This window comes from Streptomyces sp. HSW2009, from assembly GCF_040240285.1.
GTDB lineage: Bacteria > Actinomycetota > Actinomycetes > Streptomycetales > Streptomycetaceae > Streptomyces.
On record NZ_JBEHZD010000090.1, the window covers coordinates 1 to 19333 of the forward strand.

The window sequence follows — 19333 nt, forward strand, 5'->3', positions numbered from 1 at the left end:
ATTCACTACTCACCACAGCCTGCTGCCCTTGGCGTGGCCCCCGGGGCGGGCCGCGGGGCGGGGCGGGCCGGCGCGCGCCCCCCGCCCCGGGGGGGGGGGGGGCGGGCGGGGGCCCGCCCGCGGCGGGGCGGGGGGGGGGGGGGGGGGGGGGGGGGGGGGGTTCGGGGGGGGGGGGGGGGCCGGGGGGGGGGTATGGCCCGGGGGGGTCACGCCGCCGGGGGCGGGGGCGCACGGCGCCCGGGGCGGGGGGGCGGCGACGCCCGCCCCGCGGCCGGAACGGCTCCCGGTAAGGGATACCTAAGTCACTTACACTGGCGGCGTGGCGACCACCGACTGGAAGAGCAACCTACGGGCGCGCGGTTACCGGCTGACCCCGCAGCGCCAGCTCGTGCTGGAGGCCGTGGACACCCTGGAGCACGCCACCCCGGACGCCATCCTCACCGAGGTGCGCCGGACGGCGAGCGGGGTGAACATCTCCACCGTCTACCGCACGCTCGAACTCCTGGAGGAGCTCGGCCTGGTCAGCCACGCCCATCTGGGGCACGGCGCCCCCACCTACCACGTCGCGGCCCGGCACCACCACCTCCACCTGGTGTGCCGGGACTGCACGGAGGTGCTGGAGGCGGACCAGGCCGTTGCCGAGCCGTTCACCCACCAGTTGCGGGAGAGCTTCGGCTTCGAGACCGATTTGAAGCACTTCGCGATCTTCGGGCGGTGTGCGAAGTGCGCCGGCGGTGGGGAGGGCGACGGGGAGTCGACAGCGGCGCCGTAGGCTGGAGGCATGCTGCGACCCACTCTCGTCAGTCCGCTGCTGTCCCTGCCCGGTGCCGTACCGGCGGAAGGCCCCGACGAAGGGGTCGCCGGGCACTACGGCGAGCTGTTCCGCGAGCAGCGCGCGCTGGCCGACGGCACCGGCTTCGTCGACCTCTCGCACCGCGGCGTGGTCACGGTCACCGGCGACGACCGGCTGAGCTGGCTGCACCTGCTGCTCACCCAGCACGTCAGCGAACTGCCCACCGGCCAGGCCACCGAGGCGCTGGTGCTCTCCGCCAACGGCCACATCGAGCACGCGCTGTACCTGGTGGACGACGGCACGACGACCTGGGCCCACGTCGAGCCCGGCACCCAGACCGCGCTGATCGACTACCTGGAGAGCATGAAGTTCTTCTACCGGGTGGAGGTGGCCGACCGCACCGCGGAGTACGCGGTCCTCCACCTGCCCGCCGGTTCGATCACCGAGGCCCCGGCGGACGCGGTGGTACGGGAGACGGCGCACGGCCGCGACCTGTTCCTGCCCCGCGCCGAACTGACCGCCTTCGCCGCCGCGCACGGCCCCGCCATCGGTGTGCTCGCCCACGAGGCGCTGCGCGTCGAGGCGCACCGCCCGCGGCTCGGCCTGGAGACCGACCACCGCACGATCCCGCACGAACTGGGCTGGATCGGCACCGCGGTCCACCTCCAGAAGGGCTGCTACCGCGGCCAGGAAACGGTCGCCCGCGTCCACAACCTGGGCAAGCCCCCCCGCCGCCTGGTCTTCCTCCACCTGGACGGCAGCGAAGTCCACCTCCCCCCGCACGGCACCCCCGTCCGCCTGGCCGCAGACGGCCCCGAAAGCCGCCAACTGGGCTTCCTCACCACCTCGGCCCGCCACCACGAACTGGGCCCCATCGCCCTCGCCCTCATCAAGCGCAACGTCCCGGTGGACGCACCACTCCTGGCGGGGACGACGGCTGCGGCCCAGGAAGTGGTGGTGGAGCCTTAGGGGGCTCGGTCTGGGGGTGGGCCGGCTGGTGGGTGGGGTGTCGAACGGCGCCACCGGCCCCACCGCGGACCGTGGCGAACTGCCACAATGCGCAGCGTGAGCGACGACGATCTGGCAACCGTCCTGGGCACTCGGGAGACCGCGGCGCTTGAGTTCAAGCGGACGGCCAAGCGCGAGGGCAAGCGCGGTGACGCCATCGGCAACGCGGTGTGCGCCATGGCCAACGACCTCTGCGGCAAGGGCGGCGGGGACATCCTCATCGGGGTGGACGACGCCGGGCGCCCCGTACCCGACGTGGACACCAGCGACCGCGCCCTCCTCGCCCTGACCGACCTGCGGGACGACGGGCGCATTCTGGACCGGCCCTCGTTCACCGTCCAGGCGGGCCGCTTCAGGGGCGAGCCTGTCGTCCACATCCGGGTCGAGGCGTCGGCCGCCACGCCCGTGCGGTTCGAGGGCGTGGTCTGGGTGCGCCCCGGGCCCACCACCCGGCGGGCCAGCCGGGAGGACGAGCGCGTCCTCTCCGAGCGGCGCCGCGCCAAGGACGGCCCGTTCGACTCCCGGGCAGTCCCGCACGCCGAGTTCACCGACCTGGACGTGGACCTGTTCCAGCGCTCGTACCTGCCGTCCCTGGTCGACCCCGAGGTGATCGAGGAGAACGGGCGCCCGGTGCTCCAGCAACTGGCCTCGCTGCACCTGGCCACGCCCGACGGCACGCCCACCGCACTCGGCCTGCTGACCGTCGGGCTCGACCCGGCCAGCCGGATTCCGGGGGCGTATGTCCAGTTCGTACGTTACGACGGCACGGACCTGGACGCGCCGATCGCGGACGAGCAGGCGCTGAACGGGAACCTGATCGGCACGGCGGCCCGGCTCGAACCACTGCTGCGCAGCAACCTGCGGACCCGTGTCGTCGGCGACGGCTTCCGGGAGACCTCACGGCCCGACTATCCACTGGAGGCGCTGCGCGAGCTCTGCATGAACGCCCTCATGCACCGCAACTACGAGACGTCGTACGCGCCCACCCGCATCGTCTGGTTCGAGGACCGTATCGAGGTGACCAACCCGGGCGGGCCGTTCGGGCAGGTGCGGGACGACAACTTCGACCGCGTCACCGACTACCGCAACCCCTCGCTGGCGGCGGCGCTCAAGGGGCTGGGCTACGTCAACCGCTTCGGCCGGGGCATCGGGCGGGTGCGGGCCGCGTTGGAGCGCGGCGGGAACCCGCCGGCCGAATACCAGGTCGACGACGCGTCCTGGGCCGTGACCATCCGGAGGGCCGCATGACCTCGATCGCGCTGTTCAACAACAAGGGTGGCGTCGGCAAGACGACCCTGGCCTACCACCTCGCGCACATGCTCAGCCGGCTCGGCCACAGCGTGCTCGCCGTCGACCTGGACCCGCAGGCCAACCTGACGTCCATGTGCCTGGACGAGGGCGAGATCGAGGAGCTGTGGCGCGCTCCGTCGGAGCTGATCGACCAGGGCGTGGCCGCGGCCACCCTGCCCGGTACCGGTCGGGTGCGCGAGGGACAGACCATCGCCGATGCGGTGGAGCCGATCCTGCACGGCACGGGCGATGTGGCCCCCGTACAGCCGGTGGCGCTGAAGTCCGGGCTGTGGCTGCTGCCAGGGAGCCTTGACCTCAGCCGGTTCGAGGACAAGCTGTCCAACGAGTGGTTCAAGTCGTTCGCCGGCGATGTCGCGGCGATCCGCACAACGACCGCCTTCCACCGGATCGTCGAGCACGTGGCCCGGTCCGTGGCGGCCGATGTCGTCCTCATCGACGTCGGGCCGAACCTGGGGGCCATCAACCGGGCCGCGCTCATCGCCGCCGACTGCGTGCTCATGCCACTGGCGGCGGACCTCTTCTCACTCAAGGGGCTCAGCAACCTGGGGCCCACGCTGCGGGAGTGGCGGCAGGGGTGGCGGTCGCTGGTCCTGCCCCGGGTGCCCGCCGGCATCTCCGCGCCGGCCGCGACGATGGCGCCCCTCGGGTACGTCATCATGCAGCCCGAGATGCGTCTCGACCGGCCGGTCAAGGCGTACGAGCGGTGGCTGGAGCGCATCCCGATGGTCTACTCGGCCGCCGTCCTCGACGGCGCCCCGTCCCCGGCACCGGGCGGCGACGATCCGTACCGCATCGCCACCTTGCGCAACTACCGCGGCCTGATGCCCCTCGCCCACGACGCCCGGAAGCCGATGTTCGACCTGAAGGCGGCGGACGGGGCGCTCGGCAGTACGCAGACGTACGTGCAGACCTGCTACCGCGAGTTCCGCGACCTCGCCGAGAGCGTGCTCCGGCGGGTGGACGAGGTGTGTTGAGGCCGGGGCAGAACTGCCGCGCAGGTGGCGGTGGGGCCCCAGTGGGCGGCGCCCCACAGTCCCCAGCCCCCTCAGACCTCCACCACCACCGTGAACGGCCCGTCGTTCGTCAAGGTCACCTTCATGTCGGCGCCGAAGCGGCCCGTTTCGACCTGGGCGCCGAGGGTGCGGAGGGTGGTGACGACCTCGGCCACCAGGGGTTCGGCCAGCTCGCCGGGGGCGGCGGCGTTCCAGGTGGGGCGGCGGCCCTTGCGGGCGTCGCCGTAGAGGGTGAACTGGCTGATGACCAGGAGCGGGGCGTTCGTGTCCGAGCAGGACTTCTCGCCGTCCAGGATGCGCACCGACCACAGCTTGCGGGCCAGTTGCGCGGCCTTGGCCGGGGTGTCCTCGTGGGTGACGCCGACCAGGACGCACAGCCCTTCGCCGACGATCTCGCCGACCGTCTCGCCGTCCACGGTGACCTTCGCTCCGTCGACCCTCTGTATCACAGCACGCATGCGCACCATGATGCCCTGCGGCCATCTGGGCTGTTCGGGTGTTCCCGCGCTGCGGACGGACCGCACAGAGTGGCACGATGCGTGCACGCGGTGCGTTATGTGGACAACGCGACCAGCTCGCGCACCGTTTGAGGGGACGGAAATCGCATGATGACACCCGGCGCCGGAGACTCTCCCGGCCCCGTACCCACCGCTCGACCCGCCGGGTCGGCCACGGCCACCCGGCCGGCGGGCGGGCGCCTCGGACCGCTGATGGAGGCGACCGTGACCGTGTTGGCCCTGGACGGACTGCGGCTGGCCGAGTTGCGTGCACTGCGGCGCGGTGCCCAGGCGGAGGAGGCTGACCTCAGCTACGTACGCCGACTGCTCCAGGGGCGGATCGACATCATCAGGGCCGAGCTGGCGCGGCGGGCCGCGCCGCGCGTGCCGGTGCCGGTCGCCGAGGCGCCGCGGACGGTCGTGGACCGGCTCTCGGAGATCCTGACCGACGGGCCGACCCGGCACCGCTCGTCGGCCCGGCACGTGACGCTGGGGGCGCCGCGCAGCGGCCCGTACCGGCAGCTCGCCGAGGAGATGTTGGCCGAAGTCGAACTGTCTGACCTGCGGGCCCGTACGAGCGAGGAGCTGGAGCTCGCGATCGGCCGGCTGACCGCGTACGAACAGCAGGTTTCCGGGCGGCGGCAACAGTTGCAGCGGACGTCGGACGACTGCGGGGCGGAAATCACCCGCAGGTACCGTGAGGGCGAAGCGCAAGTCGACGACCTGCTCCCGTGATCGGCGGGGAGGTCGCTCCCCCACCGCCCGCACAGGAACAGGAAGGCCGACGATGACCTCCTCCCCCGCCGACAGCCCCACCGACCGCCCGGCCGACCGCCCGAGCGCCGGCCCGACCGGCAGCCCCACCCCCAGCGGCCCGGCCGGCGCCGCCGACGGCCCCGCCACCTCGTCCGACGGCATAGCGCCGGTCCTCGCCGAGGTCGTGCGCTCCGGGTTCGTGGAGGGCCGGCACCGCGGGTCGCTCGTGGTGCTGGACGCCGACGGCGGCGTCGAGTGGGCGCTCGGCACGGTGGACGCCCCGGTCTTCCCCCGTTCCTCCAACAAGCCGATGCAGGCGGCTGCCGTGCTCCGCGCCGGCCTCGAACTGGCCGGCGAGCGGCTGGCCCTGGCCGCCGCCAGCCACTCGGGCGAGCCCTTCCACCTGGACCTGGTGCGCACCATGATCGCCGAGGCCGGGCTGCCGGACGGCGCCCTCCAGACGCCGCCCGACCTGCCGCTCGACCCGGTCGAGGCCGAGGCGTACCTGGCCGCGGGGCAGGTGCGGGAGCGGATCACCATGAACTGCTCCGGCAAGCACACCGCGATGCTCGCCGCCTGTGCGGTCAACGGCTGGCCGCTGGAGAGCTATCTGGCACCCGACCACCCGCTCCAGCAGCTCGTGCACGAGGGCGTGGAGGCGGCCAGCGGCGAGCGGGTGACCGAGGTGGGCGTCGACGGCTGTGGCGCGCCGCTCCTTGCGATCTCGCTGACCGGCCTGGCCCGGGCCTTCAGGTCGTTCGTGCTGGCCGCGCCCGGCACCCCCGAGCGGCGCGTTGCGGACGCGATGCGGGCCCACCCGGAGTACGTGGCGGGCACCCGGCGGGCGGACACCTGGCTGATGCGGGAGGTGCCGGGGACGCTGGCCAAGATGGGCGCCGAGGCGGTGCAGGCGCTGGCGCTGCCGGACGGCCGGGCCCTGGCCTTCAAACTCGACGACGGCGGTACGCGGGCCCTCGGCCCGGTGCTGGCCAGGGCCCTGGAGCGGCTGGGCGTGACCTCCCCGGTGGTGGCCCGCATCGCGGACGCGCCCCTGCTGGGCGGCGGCGAACGGGTCGGGGAGGTCCGGGCGGCGTTCTGAGCCGGGGAGTTCGTGGGGTTTCGGCTCGGGGGGTGAGCCGGGGGCTGCGGCTTGCGGCTGCGGCTGCGGCGGGCTCGACCCCGAGCTGCGGCTGCGGGGCTGTGTTGGCTGGCCGCGGCTGCGGGGCTGCGGGGCCACGGCGACTGACTGCGGCTGCGGGGCTGCGGCGGCTGACTGCCGGGTGGCCGCGCCGCGGTCCGCACCTGCGGGTCCCCGCCAGGACCTGCGGGTCCCCGCCGGGCGGTATCGATCCGTGCCAGCCGGCACTGATCGACGCTGGTCAGTGCTGCTCCGCGCCACGCTGCACCGCTCGGCGCTGGCCGAAATTCCGATGCGGTGGCCAATTAATCTCCCTAGCGTGCGGGCATGGCCCTAGACATTCGTACGCTCACCGCTGCCGACCTCCCCGACTGGCTCCTGACGTCCAGGATCGGCTTCCTCGGCTCCCCCGAGATCAGCGCGGAGGAGGTGGAGCTGCGGCGGCCCGGCATCGATCTCGACCGGACGCTCGGGGCCTTCGACGGCGACCGGTGCGTGGGGTGTTTCCGCAGCTTCGCGCAGGAGTTGACCGCGGTGGGCGGGGCGCCCGTGCCGGCCACCGCGATCACCAACGTGGGCATCCTGCCCACGCACCGCAGGCGGGGGCTGCTGACCGCGATGATGGACCGCGAGCTGCGGGCGGCCAAGGAGCGCGGCGACGCGCTGGCCACGCTGATCTCCGCCGAGTACCCGATCTACGGGCGGTACGGGTTCGGGCCCGCCACTTGGGTCAGCGAGTGGGAGGTGGAGATCGGCCGGGCGGGGCTCGACCCGGGCTACGTACGGCCGGGGGACCGGGCGCTGCGCTCGGGCAAGGGGCGGTTCGCGCGGATCACGGACCCCGGCGGGCGGGTGGAGTTGGTGGACGGCGCCGCGGTCCGGGAGCTCGGGCCCGTCCTGCACGAGCGGCTGCGGGCCGAGCGGCCCGGGATGGTCTCGCGGAGCGAGCGGGTGTGGCGGCTGGAGACCGGCGAGGTGCGCTATCCGTCGACCAACTGGAGGGAGCCGTTCCACGCGGTCTACCGGGCGCCCGACGGCACCGTCGACGGGCTGCTCACGTACTCCGTGGACGAGCGCTGGGAGTCGAAGCTGCCCGAGAACACGGCGCGGGTCCGCACACTGCTCGCCGCCTCGCCGGCGGCCGAGCAGGCGCTGTGGCACTACCTGTTCTCGGTCGACTGGGTGGTCCGCGTCGCCAGCGGCTTCCGCGCCCCGGACGACGTGCTGCCGCTGCTGCTCGGCGACCCGCGGGCGGCCGTGGTGAAGACCTACGCGGACTGGCTGTGGCTCCGCCCGCTGGACGTGCCCCGGCTGCTGTCGACGCGTACGTACCCCACCGAGGGCTCGCTCGTCATCGAGCTGCACGACGCCGCCGGGCTCGCCGGCGGGCGGTTCGCGCTGGAGGCGGGCCCTGACGGGGCGAGCTGCACGCCGACCGGCCGGGCCGCCGATCTGACCATGGACATCGGCGAGTTGGGCACGCTGTGGCTGGGTGACGAGTCGACCAGCCGGCTGGTCGGCCTCGGCCGCGTCGACGAGCACCGCACCGGAGCCGCCGCCGTGGCGGACGTCCTGCTGCGGACGGCCCGGCGGCCGTGGTGCCCGGACGTGTTCTGACCGGACGTGCGCTGGCCGGACGTGCGCTGAGGGGATCGGACGCGGGGCGGCTGGACGCGCCGGGGCTCCGGCCCACCCGCGGCTCCGGCCCACCCGTGGTACTCAGCCCGCGCAGGCCGAGCCGGTGCAGTCGTCCCCCGTGCAGCACGTGGCGTCGCAGCTCGTGCCGTTGCAGCCCGTGCCCTCGCAGTCGGACCCGGCGCAGCCGGTGCCGGCGTACGCGAGGGGCTCGGCGCCGCGCGCGATGCTGGTCGCGGTGCCGGCCGCCGCGCTGGCACCGGCGCCGGCGGAGCCCGTCGGGCGGATGCGGGCGGCGGCCCGGCCCGCAGCCTGACCACCAGCCCGGCCATCGGCCGAGTCGCCGGCCTGTCCTTCGGCCGGGTCGTCGGTGAGCAGCCTGCGGGGGCCGTTGCCCTCCGCGCCGAGTTGGTCGTACGGGTTGGCCAACGCGCAGCGGTCGATGGAGAGGCAGCCGCAGCCGATGCAGTCCGTGAGGTGGTCGCGGAGCTTCTCCAACTGGCTGATGCGCGTGTTCAGGTCCGCCTGCCAGCACTGGGAGACCCGCGCCCAGTCCTCGCGGTCGGGCGTGCGCTCCTCGGGGAGCAGGCCGAGCACGTCGCGGATGGTCGCCAGCGGGATGCCGACCCGCTGCGAGACCCGTACGAAGGCGACCCTGCGCAGCGTGTCCCGGCTGAACCGGCGCTGGTTCCCGCTGGTGCGACGGCTGCGGATGAGCCCCTGGCGCTCGTAGAAGCGCAGTGCGGACGCGGGCACGCCGCTGCGTTCGGAAAGCTCGCCGACCGTCAGTTCGTAGCGGTTCTTGGAAAGTTGGGTCATGCGACCCAGCGTAACTTGACCTCAACCATTGTTTAAGTCGGAGGCTCTTCACCACGGCACCGGAAGCGGCGGCTCGCCCCTCGCCCCGGACCGTGGCCCGCCCCCCCCCCCCCCCCGCCGGCCCCCCCGGGGGGGGGGGCCCCCCCCGCCCCCCCGGCCGGCCGGGGCCGGCACCTGGCCCTGCGCATCGGCCCCGGCCGGCTGTGTGACGAGTACGGTGGCCGCGCAGGTGACCGTCGTCAACAGGGCTGTCACCAGGGAGAACCGTCGTCGAGCCATGGTGCTGCTCCTTCGCTGTGAGGGGACGGGCGAGCCCCACGGACGCCCCCCATGCGGACGCGATCGGTCGTGACACGAGCGGTGCGGACGCGCCCCGTAGCGACGCGTTCGGTACGGCGCGCGTCGCTGCCCTGGCTGTCCTGGCCGTACAGAGCTGGCCGTACGGCCCTGGCGGTACGAGCCCGAGCCGGGCACACGGTGACCACGGGCGGGGTGGGGGGTGAGGTGGGGGTGGGGTCCGGCCGGGCGCGTGGGGGCACCGGCCGGTGCGGGTGTCGGTAGCGCACCGGCAACCACCAGCGAAGGTAGCCAGCGCGCCCCGCCTCCGTGGAGATGCCAACTCGGCATAACGGGGCGGGGCGCGCTGTCGGGCGAGCGGTCGAGCACGGGCGGACGAGCACGGGCGGACGGTGCGGCCAGCCGGTATGGCCGGTCTGCGGCGTGCGACCGGCAACCTGCGTCCTGCGTCCTGCGTCCTGCGACAGGGGTACGCGGCGTGGCCGGACTCCGCGGGCTCCGGCCGGGTCCGTCGGATCAGCCAGCCGCGCCGGCCAGCTCGCCGAGGACCGCCCAGGTGCGACGGCGGTTCTCCTCGCCCGCGGTCTCCGTACCCGCGAACACCACCTCGGTCGCCCCCGCGTCCCGGTAGCGCTGCACCTCGGCGGCGATCGCCGACTCGTCGCCGAGCGCGGCGACGTCGGCGGCGCGCTCGACCCCGGAGAGTTCGATCACCCGCGCGTAGGAGGGGATCTGCTCGTAGAACGCGAGTCGCTCGGCGGTCTCGGCGCGGACGCGGTCCACGTCGTCGGTGACCACGCCGTGCACGAGGGCCACGATGCGCGGCGCGGGGCGGCCCGCGGCCTCGGCGGCCTTGGTGACGGCCGGCACGATGTGCTCGCCGAGGGCGCGCGGGCCGGCCAGGAACGGCAGGATGCCGTCGGAGAGTTCGCCGCTGACCCGCAGCGCCCTCGGTCCCATGGCCGCCACCAGCAGGGGAACGCCGGCATCGGCGCCGGTCACCCGGGCCGGGATGGGCGTCGCCGCGCCGAGGAGTTCGCCGCGGTAGTCGACGTTGCCGGTCTCCAGTAGGGGGCGGATGGCGGTCAGGAACTCCCGCAGCCGGTCCACGGGGCGTTCGAAGGGCAGTCGGAAACCGTCCTCGACGACCAGCTTGCTGCCGAGCGCCAGGCCGAGGTGGTAGCGGCCGTGCGTGGCGGCCTGGGCCGTCAGCGCCTGGCTGGCCACGGTCAGCGGGTGGCGTCCGAAGACCGGTATGGCCGAGGTGCCGACCTGGAGTTCGGGCACGGCGCGCCCGACGAGGGCGGCCAGTTGGGGCGAGTCGGCGCCGAAGGTCTGCCCGAACCAGGCGGACCGCAGTCCGGCCGCGGCGGCCTCGGTGGCGAGTTGCACGGTGGCGTCGATCTGGTTGGCGGCTTCCGCCGCGTTCAGCGAGATTCCCACAGTCATGATCAACCCAACCGGCAACCTGGGCCGCTGATTCCGCAGTTGACCGGCAGTCATTTTGCTGCGGATCTGCGTCCCGTAGCGGCGGTGCCGGGACCCGGGGCGGCGCGCCGGCCGGGGCACGGGGCGGCGGTCGGCCGGGGGGTGGGGGGTCCGGCGCGGGGCCGCCTGACGGTTTTGCCGGACGCGCAATGAACCCCCGCCGCCGACTGTGCATCTCAACTTCCGAAGCCAGCAACGCCGATCGGCGACCATCGGGCCGACACGGACCGCGGCCCCGCCGGATTCTCGGACTTCTCTTGACCGCGTTAGATGTGAGTGATTTATTACTCCTAGCAGATGTGCGATGGCCCGCATCCGCTCAACAACCCTCCCCACGCCGCCCACGACGGGTGCATCTCGTCGTGCCAACTGCCGTACATATAGAGCTATATGGCCATGTTGACCGCTACGCGCCGTGCCATCCACCGGCGCGCGGCCAAGAGTAATTCACTACTCACCACAGCCTGCTGCCCTTGGCGTGCCCACACCCCCCACCCGCCAGCCACCGACCCACTAGCCACCCCCCTAACCCGCCCACCCTCACTCACGCGCCCCACGCCGCGAACCCCTGCCGTGCGACTCCCCGCGCCGCGGAAAGGACGTTCCCCATGCCTCCGACGCCCGCCAAGCAGCACCTCAGCCGACATGTCGCACCACTGGCCAATGGGTCCACCGCACATGCCGTGACCAGGCACGGGGCCCTGCCGCCCGAGTCGAACGGCCGCTCCTTCCGCACCGGCCACCACCTGAATCCCGGTGTCGAGCCGTCCCCTGGGCGCCCGGCCCGCGGCGCGGTGGTGCCCGGCGGCCACGGTCACCGGATCGCCGATGACCGGCTGGGCGGACAGGAGGTCGCAGCATGATCCGCAGCCAACGCGAACTGCTCATCCACGCACCGGTGGAGCGGGTGTGGCGACTGCACACCGACGTCGCCGCCTGGCCGGTGTGGAACTCCGGGATCGACCGGGTCGCCCCGACCGGCACGCTGACCGTCGGCTCCAGCTTCCGCTGGCGCAGCCACGGGCTCGCCGTCAGCTCGACGGTCATCGCGCTCACCCCGGGCCGGCACATCACCTGGGAGGGCCCGGCCGCCGGCATCCACGAGGTGCACCGCTGGACGTTCACTGCCATCGGCGACAACACGTTGGCCCGTACCGAGGAGACCTGGTCGGGCCCGCGCGTGGACGCCGACCCGCAGGGGCTACGGGCCGAGCTGACCCAGTCGCTGACGGTCTGGCTCACGGACCTCAAGCGCACGACCGAGTGCAAGTAGGCGCCGGGGCGCCGATGGCGCGGGGGCGCCACGGGCCGGGGCACCGGCGGATCGGGGCGCCGGCGGGTCGGGGCGGGGGGTGAGGCGGAGCGAGGCGCCCCGCCGCATCCCGCCGCGCCCCGGCGGCACCCCGGACCGTCAGCCCGTCACCTCGTCAGCCCCCGGACCGCGTCAGCCCGCCACCCCGTCGGCGCCCCGGGCCGTCAGTCCGTCGGCAACCCCGTGCGCCAACCGGCCGCCCGCGGCAGCAGCTCCAGTGCGTCGATCGCGGCCGGGGACAGCAGCTCCGGGGTCAGGTCCGCGATCCGGTGCCAGTCGACCGCGCTGGTCGCGCCGTCCGTCTCGGTGACCCGTAGCGTGCCCGGGGCGAGGTCCACCGCGTAGAAGAGGCCGGTCAGGTGCCAGTGCGTGCCGTTGCGGTGAGCGGTGTAGCTCTTGGCGTCCACTAGCCGGACGGCGCGTGGCGTACGGCCGCTCTCCTCGTGGAGTTCGCGGGCCAGCGCCTGGGCCGGCTGCTCGCCGGGGTCGATGCCGCCGCCCGGCAGGTGCCACAGCCCGGGCGCGAAGACCGGCGAGGCGGCGGAGAGCCGGGTCAGCAGCAGCCGGTCGGCCTCCACGACGATCGCGTACGCGGAGACGCGGGTCCTGATGTCCACGGGGTGTTCCACGGGGTACCTCCATCCGCGCCGGTCACGACGGTCGTACCGGCCCCACCATGATCGCGCCGGGGCGATAGCCGGCCGGGAGCCCTGCGGACGACGGGTGGTGAGCGGTGGGCAGCGGGTGGGCAGCAGGCAGTCGGGCGGCGGGCCGTGGTCGACAGCTGGGGACGGCGGGCGGTCGACAGTCGGGCGGCAAGCAAGCGGCGGGCAGTCGGGCGGTGGGCAGCGGACGGCAGTCGGTGGGCCGGGCCGAACCGCACCACGCCGCATCGCACCACGCCGGACCAAACCGCACCACGCCGTACCGCACCGCGGCGCCACGCCACTTCACGCCGGACCACACCGCGCCAGGCCACGCCGGATCAGCACCACACCGCTCCGCACCACGCAGGCCCCGCCCCGTACGGCACGCACAGCCCCACCCGGCCCCCGGCCCACTCACCACGCTGTCCCGATCGCCACACCACTCACACGTGCCACTCCCCTCCCTCGCCAACCAAGCAGTGTCACCCACAAGATTCACTCCAGCTACCGTCTGCATCAGGACAACACCGCTACATCAGGACAACGGGCGAACTCGCTCTGTCCCCTGCGGAGCGGCGCCCCTACGCTGATAGGCGCAGTTGGTTCACGCCATCCACCAGTGGCGTGACGCAAGAGGGAACCCGGTGTGAATCCGGGACTGTCCCGCAACGGTGAGTGGGAGCTCACGCCATCGACGTCCGACCCGCAGTGGCGGGCCGGGAGCGGTGGCCGGTAGCTGTCCGTCGGAAGTCCGGCAGGCCCCATGAGTCCGAAGACCTGCCGCTGCTCACGTGCGTGGTGCACGTGGTGCGTGCACGGTGGCCTCGTGGACTGGGTCGGCGGTACAGGTGGCTGCGCGGGGCCTCACCCCCGCGCTTCGCCCTCGCCCCTCCCCCGTCATCGCTCGGGGCACGGGATGACGAGGGAGGACGCATGGCTGGCCACGGAGTTCCGCAACCGGGCCGATCGGCGCATCGTCCCCGTACCCCCACCGGCGCACCCACCGCGCTTCCGGACACGACGCCCGCCCCCATCACGGCCCCGGCCGCGGCACCCGCGCTCCCCGGCGCACCGCCCGCGCCCTCGGCTCCGTCCGGCGCACCCGCGCCACCCCCGCGCACAGCGCCCGCGCCCCCGCCCGGCGCCCCCATCATGGCCCCGGTTCCGGCCATCGCCGCCGGCGTCTGCCACGGCACCCTCGGCGAGCTCTACCAGGGCCCGCTGCGCGCCGGTCCGACGCCCGACATCGCCCTGGTCTCCTTCCCGGTGGACCGGCACTCCTGGGTGTACTTCACACCGGGCGCAGGACCGCCGGGTCCGCTGCCGCTGGGGGCGAAGGCGGCGACGGCGGTGCGGCTGTTCCTCGACCGGTTCGACCTCCAACTGCCGCCCGGGCACTGGAGCACCCACTCCGACCTGCGCATCGGCGTCGGCATGGCGAGTTCGACCGCCGATGTCGTGGCCACCTTGCGCTGTCTGTTCCGGCTCTTCACGCTGCCGTACGACCAGCAGGTGGTGCTCGGCATCCTGGCCGCGATCGAGCGGGCCGACAGCGTCTTCCTGGACGAGTTCGCGCTGCACCTGAGCGCCCGGCACCGGGTGGTGCGCACCCTCGGCACCGCCATCGGCTTCCACACCGCGTTCGTCACCGAGCCGGGCACCGTGGACACCGGCGCGGTCACCGCGCTGCTGCTGCGCCACTACCGGCGGCGCGGCGAGGAGTACGAGCGGTGTCTGACCGACCTGTTGAAGGGATTCGACACCGGCGACCCGGCCGTCGTCGCCCGGGCCGCCACCACCAGTGCGGTGCTCTCCCAGGAGGCGCTGCCCAAGCAGACGTTCGCCAGCGTGCTCGGGCACCGCGAGCGGTTCGGGGCCGACGGCGTCTTCGTCGCCCACACCGGCTCGCTGGTCGGCTACCTCTTCGCCGACCGCCCGGCCAGCGACGTCAAGTCCGAACTCTCCGCCTTCTTCCGTTCGCTCGGCCACCAGTGCTCATTCGCCCAAGGAGGCTACGGGTGATCCACCCCCACATCGCCGATGCCCTGAAGGTCCCCGATCTGATCCGCCTCACCGACGGCATGGTGCTGCTCCGCTTCGAGTCGATGAAGATCTACTCGGCGCTCGGCGCCGTCCGTGACCTGTTGGACCGGGGCGTGGTGCGCCCGGGCCAGACGCTCATCGACAGTTCGAGCGGCATCTACGCGCACGCCCTCGCGCTCGCCTGCCACCGCTACGGCATGCACTGCCACATCGTCGCCTCCACCACCGTCGACGCCACCACGCTCGCCCAGTTGGAGGTGCTGGGCGCCACCGTGGAGCAGGTGAAGCCGTCCGAGAACCTCAAGCTCGACCAGCAACTGCGGGTGCGCCGGGTGCGCGAGATCCTCGCCGACCACCCGGACGTGCACTGGATGCGCCAGTACCACGACGACATCCACTACCTGGGCTACCGGGAGATCGCGGACGCGGTCGCCGCCGAGTTGGCCGACACGCTGGCCGGCCGGCCGCTGACCGTGGTCGGCGGCGTCGGCTCGGGCGCCTCCACCGGCGGGCTGGTGACCCATCTGCGGCGCACCGACCCCAGCGTGCGGCTGGTGGGGGTGCAGCCGTTCGGCAGCGTCACCTTCGGCAGTCAGGACCACCACGACCCGGAGGCCATCATCGCCGGGATCGGCTCCTCCATCGTCTTCGACAACGTGCGCCACCACCTCTACGACGCCCTGCACTGGATGGACTTCGTGCACGCCCTGTCCGGGGCCGTTGCGCTGCTGCGCGAGCACGCCGTCTTCGCCGGTCTGTCCACCGGCGCCGGCTACCTGGCCGCCACCGACGCCGCGCGCCGCGACCCGGACCGGCTGCACCTGGTGATCGGCGCCGACACCGGACACCGCTACGTGGAGCGGGTCTTCGCCCGGCACGCCGAGGCCCTCGACCTCGCCACCCTCGCCCCCGTCGACGTCAGCAGCCCCGAGGAGATGACCATGCCCTGGTCCACGATGGCGTGGAACCGCGCCGCGTGCCCCGCGCACTGGAAGGAGCAGGCGGCATGAGCGTGGTCTGCCTGGAATCGCTCACCTTCGGCCTCGGCCACCTGGTGCGCGCCGCCGACGGGCTCGGCGAGCGGCTGCGGCTGCTGACCCGCGACCCGGGTTACTACGCGCACGAGTTGGCGCGGCTGCCGGCCGGCGCCCTGGACGTGGTGGAGGTGGAGACCTTCGACACCGAGCAGGTCGCCGCCGCGCTGGCCGGCACGCCCGAACTGCGCGGGCTGATCAGCTCGACCGACACCTGGACGCTGGTCGGCGCCGAACTCGCGGCCCGCTTCGGTCTGCCCGGCCTCGCCACCGACGTGCTGCGGCTGACCCGCGACAAGGTCGCCGTGCGCAACCGGCTGCACGCGGCCGGGCTGACCCGCGGCCGGGCCGTGGAGGCGGCGGACGCCGCGCACGACCCGGCGTTGCGGGCGCCGCTGCTCAAGGAGGTGGGACTGCCCGCGGTGGTCAAGGACTCGGCGGGCACCGGCAGCCAGAACGTGTTCCTGGTCCGCGACGAGGACGCGTGGCAGACGGCCCTGGACGCCGTCGCGGGGCGGAAGCTGATGGGCAGGCCGTTCGCCGAACCGTACTTCAGCGGCCCCCTCTACAGTGCCGAGACCCTCACCTGGGCCGGCCGCACCCGGCTGCTCGGCGTCTCCAGCCGGCTGATGTCACCCGAGCCGTACTTCCGCGAGGAGATCACGGCCTTCCCGGTCGCCTTCCCCGCCGGTCAACAGGCCGATCTGGAGCGGTGGTTGGACACCGTGCTGGCCGCGCTCGGCTACACCGACCGGTTCGCGCACGTCGAGTTCGTACTGACCACCACAGGCCCCGAGGTGGTGGAGGTCAACCCGCGGATCGGCGGCGCGCTGGTCGGCGAGGGGCTGTGCCGGGCGCTGGGCGTCAATGTGTACGAGGCGATGGTGGAGGCCGCGCTGGGGCGCAGGCCCGGGCTGCTGGACGCCGCGCTGCCGGGCGGGCCCGCCGTCGCCTTCGTCCTCGGCTACCCGGCCGAGCCCGGCACCTTCACCGAGGTCACCGGGCTCGACCGGCTGGCGGACATGCCGGGCGCGCCGGCCTGGTACCCCACCAAGCGGATCGGCGACCCGATCGAGCACCTGGCGGACAGCCGCGGCTACGCCGGCATCGTGTACGCGGAGGGCGAGAGCGCGGAGCTCGCCACCCACCGGGCGGTCGCCGCGGCCTGCGGCGTCCGGGTGCACACCGCGCCGTTCGCCCCACCGGTGGCAGGCCCGGCGCACGATGGCTGAGCGCCCCACCGGCGGTCCCGGCCTGCGGGCCGCGCTCGGCACGCTCAGCACCCCGCTGCGGTTCCTGCTGCTCAGCTCGTTCCTGATCCCGCTCGGCAGCTTCATGGTGCTGCCGTTCATGTCGGTGTTCCTGCACGAGCGGCTGGGCATGGGGCTCGGCACGGTGGGCGTGGTGCTGGCCGCGGCCTCGCTCGTGCAGTTCTCCGGTGGGATCGCCGGCGGCGCGCTCGCGGAGCGGATCGGGCTGCGGCGCACGATGCTGTGGGCGCTGGTCGTCCGCACCGCCGGGTTCGTGGGGCTGCTGCTGGCGCTGCGCTGGCCGCCGCTGGCGGTCGGCGCGCTGATCCTCACCTGCTGTGGCGCGGCCCTGTACCTGCCGGCCAACAAGGCGTACCTGGTGCACGGCGTGGACGAGGAGCGCCGGCCGGCGTTCCTGTCCGCCGGCAATGCGGCGCTGAACGCGGGCATGGCGGTGGGGCCGCTGGTGGCGGGCCCGTTCGTGCTGTCCTCGCCCGGCTGGCTGTTCGTCGCCGTCACGGCGCTGTTCGTGCTGGTCACCGCGGGGCACACGCGGCTGCCCGCGCCCTCGGGCGAGGCACTGGCCGAGTCGGACGACGGCCGGCAGGGCCTGCTGTCCGGGGTGGCCCTGCTGCCGTTCGTCGCCAACGGGCTGGCGTTCTACCTGTACTTCCACTTCCAGCACTATCTGGCCGTGTACGCGGTCGAGCGGGCGTCCAGCGAGTTCTACAGCCTGGTGCTGCTGTTGTGCTTCGCGCTGGTCATCGTCGTCCAGCCGCTGGCTTCGGGGGCGATCCGGCGGATGCCGTACGGGCTGGCGCTCGCCGTCGGCTTCCTCGGGCTCGCCGCGGGCCTGGCCGTACTGGCGGTGGGCAACCGGCCGGCGCTGCTCGCCGGCGGGGCGCTGATCACCCTCGGCGACATCGTGCTCTTCCTCAAGAACGACCTGGAGGCGCTGCGCCGCAGCCCCCGCTCGGACGCCGTGGTCTTCGGCCAGCAACGGCTGGCCGCCGGCATCGGCGCCTGCGCCAGCGGGGTGCTCGGCGGGCAGCTCTACGGCGCGGCCGAGCACGCGGGCGACGCCGGCTGGTTCTGGCTCTGGGCCGCTGCCCAGTGCCTGCTGCTGCCTCCGTTGCTGGTGCTGCTGCGCCGCCACGCGGCCGACATTCCCCGACCCCACGGCGACACCGAAGGAGCGCTGACGCGACCATGACCGACACCGGTGGGTTCCAGGACGACGACTTCTGGATCGAGTTCTACGACTTCCTCTTCTCCGAGCAACGCTTCACGCAGGCCGAAGAGTTGCTGGCCGGCTCGCCGCTGCTGGCCTTCCCGGCCGGCGCCCGCGTCCTGGACCTGTGCTGCGGGCCCGGCGTCTTCGCCACGCCGCTGGCCGCCGCCGGGCACCGGGTCACCGGCGTGGACCGCAGCGAGGACCTGCTGGGGCGGGCCCGCGACCGCGCCGCCGGCTCCGGCGTTGAGATCGACTACGTGGCGGCCGATGTGCGCGACTACCGCCCCGACCGCCCCTTCGACGTGGTCCTCAACCTGTTCACCTCCTTTGGCTACTTCGATGACCCGGCCGACAACGCCCGGGCGCTGGACACCATGTACGCATCGCTGGCGCCCGGCGGCACGCTGCTGCTCGACATGGCGGGCAAGGAGCAGTTGGCCGGCCGGGTCACCCCGCCCAAGGTGGTGCGGCGCGGCGACGACCTGATGGTGCAGACCGACACGGTGCTTGACGAGTGGGCGCGGCTGCGCAGCGACTGGGTGCTGGTGCGGGGCGAGCGGGTCACCCGGGCGGCGCTGGTGTGGTTCGTGTACAGCGCGGTGGAGCTGCGGCAGTTGGTGCGGCAGGCGGGGTTCGAGCGCATCGAGGTCTTCGGCGGGTTCGACGGCCGTCCGTACGACCAGGACGCCGAGCGGCTGATCGTACGGGCCGTGCGGCCGGCCTGAGCCGCGGGGACGGGGGGCGCGGGCCGTGCCCCGTCCGGGCCGGCGCGGCAGGGTGCGGTGCAGGCAGGCATGGTCCGGTTTGGTGCGGCGTCCGGGGCGACCGGCGCGAGGGGCTACCGCCCGCAGTCCCCCGCGCCGGTGCGGCCGTGACCGTGGCCGTGGCACGCGCCCCGGCCGTGGCGCCCCGCCGCCCCGTCGGCGCCCGCAGCGCCCGCCGCGCCTATTCCGCCTGTTGGGCGTGCGGGACGGTGGCCGGGGGTTCGGCCGGGCGGGCCCGGGGGGGCCGCGGGGCCGGGGCCGGCGGCCCGGGGCGGCGGGCCAGGGGCCGACCGG

20 protein-coding genes and 1 riboswitch are annotated in these 19333 nt (G+C 73.9%); of the genes, 15 read left to right on the forward strand and 5 right to left on the reverse strand.

Features of this window, described 5'->3' with window-relative positions; genetic code table 11:
* From AAHZ94_RS10055 to AAHZ94_RS10075, 5 genes are all read left to right on the forward strand, one after another.
* Positions 1-301 (forward strand): hypothetical protein (locus AAHZ94_RS10055; RefSeq protein ID WP_349992323.1); only part of this gene is annotated, 301 nt, incomplete at its 5' end.
* An 18-nt stretch (positions 302-319) separates the two neighbouring features.
* Positions 320-772, forward strand: coding sequence for a Fur family transcriptional regulator (locus tag AAHZ94_RS10060; RefSeq protein ID WP_349992325.1), 453 nt, complete (start codon positions 320-322; stop codon positions 770-772).
* Positions 773-781: 9 nt separating this feature from the next.
* Positions 782-1762 (forward strand): CAF17-like 4Fe-4S cluster assembly/insertion protein YgfZ, encoded by a 981-nt coding sequence (gene ygfZ / locus AAHZ94_RS10065; RefSeq protein WP_349992327.1) that lies wholly within the window; start codon positions 782-784, stop codon positions 1760-1762.
* An 87-nt stretch (positions 1763-1849) separates the two neighbouring features.
* Positions 1850-3049, forward strand: a complete 1200-nt coding sequence (locus AAHZ94_RS10070) for an RNA/DNA-binding domain-containing protein (RefSeq protein ID WP_349992328.1) — start codon at positions 1850-1852, stop codon at positions 3047-3049.
* A complete protein-coding gene (locus AAHZ94_RS10075; protein WP_349992329.1) occupies positions 3046-4086 on the forward strand; it encodes a ParA family protein in 1041 nt (346 codons plus the stop codon). Before AAHZ94_RS10070 ends, AAHZ94_RS10075 begins: the two co-directional genes overlap by 4 nt.
* 71 nt (positions 4087-4157) lie before the next feature.
* On the opposite strand, the gene dtd is transcribed toward AAHZ94_RS10075, so the two are convergent.
* Positions 4158-4583 (reverse strand): D-aminoacyl-tRNA deacylase, encoded by a 426-nt coding sequence (dtd, locus tag AAHZ94_RS10080; protein ID WP_349992330.1) that lies wholly within the window; start codon positions 4581-4583, stop codon positions 4158-4160.
* 147 nt (positions 4584-4730) lie between these two features.
* Between dtd and AAHZ94_RS10085 the strand changes: the two genes are divergently transcribed.
* The 3 genes from AAHZ94_RS10085 to AAHZ94_RS10095 all read left to right on the forward strand — a co-directional run bounded on the left by AAHZ94_RS10085 (position 4731) and on the right by AAHZ94_RS10095 (position 8133).
* Positions 4731-5357, forward strand: a complete 627-nt coding sequence (locus AAHZ94_RS10085) for an RsiG family protein (RefSeq protein WP_349992331.1) — start codon at positions 4731-4733, stop codon at positions 5355-5357.
* Positions 5358-5409: 52 nt separating this feature from the next.
* Positions 5410-6477 carry an asparaginase gene (locus AAHZ94_RS10090; protein ID WP_349992332.1) on the forward strand — a complete coding sequence of 356 codons (1068 nt, stop codon included), beginning with the start codon at positions 5410-5412 and terminating at the stop codon, positions 6475-6477.
* A gap of 366 nt (positions 6478-6843) precedes the next feature.
* Complete coding sequence (locus AAHZ94_RS10095; RefSeq protein ID WP_349992333.1) at positions 6844-8133, forward strand: GNAT family N-acetyltransferase; 1290 nt, start codon at positions 6844-6846, stop codon at positions 8131-8133.
* Between the two features lie 102 nt (positions 8134-8235).
* Here AAHZ94_RS10095 and soxR read toward each other — a convergent pair whose 3' ends face one another.
* The 3 genes from soxR to AAHZ94_RS10110 all read right to left on the reverse strand — a co-directional run bounded on the left by soxR (position 8236) and on the right by AAHZ94_RS10110 (position 10716).
* Positions 8236-8970: a redox-sensitive transcriptional activator SoxR gene (gene soxR / locus AAHZ94_RS36395; RefSeq protein ID WP_502964630.1), complete on the reverse strand. Its 735-nt coding sequence runs from the start codon at positions 8968-8970 to the stop codon at positions 8236-8238.
* A 48-nt stretch (positions 8971-9018) separates the two neighbouring features.
* Complete coding sequence (locus AAHZ94_RS10105) at positions 9019-9249, reverse strand: hypothetical protein (RefSeq protein ID WP_349992334.1); 231 nt, start codon at positions 9247-9249, stop codon at positions 9019-9021.
* A gap of 534 nt (positions 9250-9783) precedes the next feature.
* The gene (locus tag AAHZ94_RS10110; protein ID WP_349992336.1) at positions 9784-10716 is read right to left on the reverse strand and encodes an LLM class F420-dependent oxidoreductase; all 933 of its coding nucleotides are present in this window, start codon (positions 10714-10716) and stop codon (positions 9784-9786) included.
* Between the two features lie 647 nt (positions 10717-11363).
* Between AAHZ94_RS10110 and AAHZ94_RS10115 the strand changes: the two genes are divergently transcribed.
* Together AAHZ94_RS10115 and AAHZ94_RS10120 are read left to right on the forward strand one after the other, a co-directional pair.
* Positions 11364-11618 (forward strand): hypothetical protein, encoded by a 255-nt coding sequence (locus tag AAHZ94_RS10115; RefSeq protein ID WP_349992337.1) that lies wholly within the window; start codon positions 11364-11366, stop codon positions 11616-11618.
* Positions 11615-12028, forward strand: a complete 414-nt coding sequence (locus AAHZ94_RS10120; RefSeq protein WP_349992338.1) for an SRPBCC family protein — start codon at positions 11615-11617, stop codon at positions 12026-12028. Before AAHZ94_RS10115 ends, AAHZ94_RS10120 begins: the two co-directional genes overlap by 4 nt.
* A 203-nt stretch (positions 12029-12231) precedes the next feature.
* Here the strand turns inward: AAHZ94_RS10120 and AAHZ94_RS10125 are convergent, their stop codons facing one another.
* Complete coding sequence (locus tag AAHZ94_RS10125) at positions 12232-12696, reverse strand: NUDIX hydrolase (RefSeq protein ID WP_349992339.1); 465 nt, start codon at positions 12694-12696, stop codon at positions 12232-12234.
* 600 nt (positions 12697-13296) lie between these two features.
* Positions 13297-13513: riboswitch (cobalamin riboswitch) on the forward strand.
* A gap of 353 nt (positions 13514-13866) precedes the next feature.
* Here AAHZ94_RS10125 and AAHZ94_RS10130 point away from each other — a divergent pair.
* The 5 genes from AAHZ94_RS10130 to AAHZ94_RS10150 are packed head-to-tail and all read left to right on the forward strand — an operon-like array spanning position 13867 to position 19000.
* On the forward strand, positions 13867-14736 hold the full coding sequence (locus tag AAHZ94_RS10130; protein ID WP_349992340.1) for a GHMP family kinase ATP-binding protein: 870 nt from the start codon (positions 13867-13869) through the stop codon (positions 14734-14736).
* Positions 14733-15767, forward strand: coding sequence for a cysteine synthase family protein (locus AAHZ94_RS10135; RefSeq protein WP_349992341.1), 1035 nt, complete (start codon positions 14733-14735; stop codon positions 15765-15767). The genes AAHZ94_RS10130 and AAHZ94_RS10135 overlap by 4 nt, the downstream gene beginning before the upstream one ends.
* Positions 15764-17023 (forward strand): ATP-grasp domain-containing protein, encoded by a 1260-nt coding sequence (locus AAHZ94_RS10140; protein ID WP_349992342.1) that lies wholly within the window; start codon positions 15764-15766, stop codon positions 17021-17023. Before AAHZ94_RS10135 ends, AAHZ94_RS10140 begins: the two co-directional genes overlap by 4 nt.
* Entirely contained in the window at positions 17016-18254 is a 1239-nt protein-coding gene (locus tag AAHZ94_RS10145; RefSeq protein WP_349992344.1) for an MFS transporter, read from the forward strand. Before AAHZ94_RS10140 ends, AAHZ94_RS10145 begins: the two co-directional genes overlap by 8 nt.
* Positions 18251-19000, forward strand: coding sequence for a class I SAM-dependent methyltransferase (locus AAHZ94_RS10150; RefSeq protein ID WP_349992346.1), 750 nt, complete (start codon positions 18251-18253; stop codon positions 18998-19000). The genes AAHZ94_RS10145 and AAHZ94_RS10150 overlap by 4 nt, the downstream gene beginning before the upstream one ends.
* Positions 19001-19333 lie beyond the last annotated feature (333 nt).

Coding starts and splice junctions, on each gene's coding strand:
- AAHZ94_RS10120 (WP_349992338.1), top strand. CDS start 11,615: ATGATCCGCAGCCAACGCGAACTGCTCATCCACGCACCGGTGGAGCGG.
- AAHZ94_RS10095 (WP_349992333.1), top strand. CDS start 6,844: ATGGCCCTAGACATTCGTACGCTCACCGCTGCCGACCTCCCCGACTGG.
- AAHZ94_RS10085 (WP_349992331.1), top strand. CDS start 4,731: ATGATGACACCCGGCGCCGGAGACTCTCCCGGCCCCGTACCCACCGCT.
- AAHZ94_RS10105 (WP_349992334.1), bottom strand. CDS start 9,249: ATGGCTCGACGACGGTTCTCCCTGGTGACAGCCCTGTTGACGACGGTC.
- AAHZ94_RS10115 (WP_349992337.1), top strand. CDS start 11,364: ATGCCTCCGACGCCCGCCAAGCAGCACCTCAGCCGACATGTCGCACCA.
- AAHZ94_RS10140 (WP_349992342.1), top strand. CDS start 15,764: ATGAGCGTGGTCTGCCTGGAATCGCTCACCTTCGGCCTCGGCCACCTG.
- AAHZ94_RS10090 (WP_349992332.1), top strand. CDS start 5,410: ATGACCTCCTCCCCCGCCGACAGCCCCACCGACCGCCCGGCCGACCGC.
- soxR (WP_502964630.1), bottom strand. CDS start 8,970: ATGACCCAACTTTCCAAGAACCGCTACGAACTGACGGTCGGCGAGCTT.
- AAHZ94_RS10110 (WP_349992336.1), bottom strand. CDS start 10,716: ATGACTGTGGGAATCTCGCTGAACGCGGCGGAAGCCGCCAACCAGATC.
- AAHZ94_RS10145 (WP_349992344.1), top strand. CDS start 17,016: ATGGCTGAGCGCCCCACCGGCGGTCCCGGCCTGCGGGCCGCGCTCGGC.
- AAHZ94_RS10075 (WP_349992329.1), top strand. CDS start 3,046: ATGACCTCGATCGCGCTGTTCAACAACAAGGGTGGCGTCGGCAAGACG.
- AAHZ94_RS10130 (WP_349992340.1), top strand. CDS start 13,867: ATGGCCCCGGTTCCGGCCATCGCCGCCGGCGTCTGCCACGGCACCCTC.
- AAHZ94_RS10070 (WP_349992328.1), top strand. CDS start 1,850: ATGCGCAGCGTGAGCGACGACGATCTGGCAACCGTCCTGGGCACTCGG.
- dtd (WP_349992330.1), bottom strand. CDS start 4,583: ATGCGTGCTGTGATACAGAGGGTCGACGGAGCGAAGGTCACCGTGGAC.
- AAHZ94_RS10150 (WP_349992346.1), top strand. CDS start 18,251: ATGACCGACACCGGTGGGTTCCAGGACGACGACTTCTGGATCGAGTTC.
- ygfZ (WP_349992327.1), top strand. CDS start 782: ATGCTGCGACCCACTCTCGTCAGTCCGCTGCTGTCCCTGCCCGGTGCC.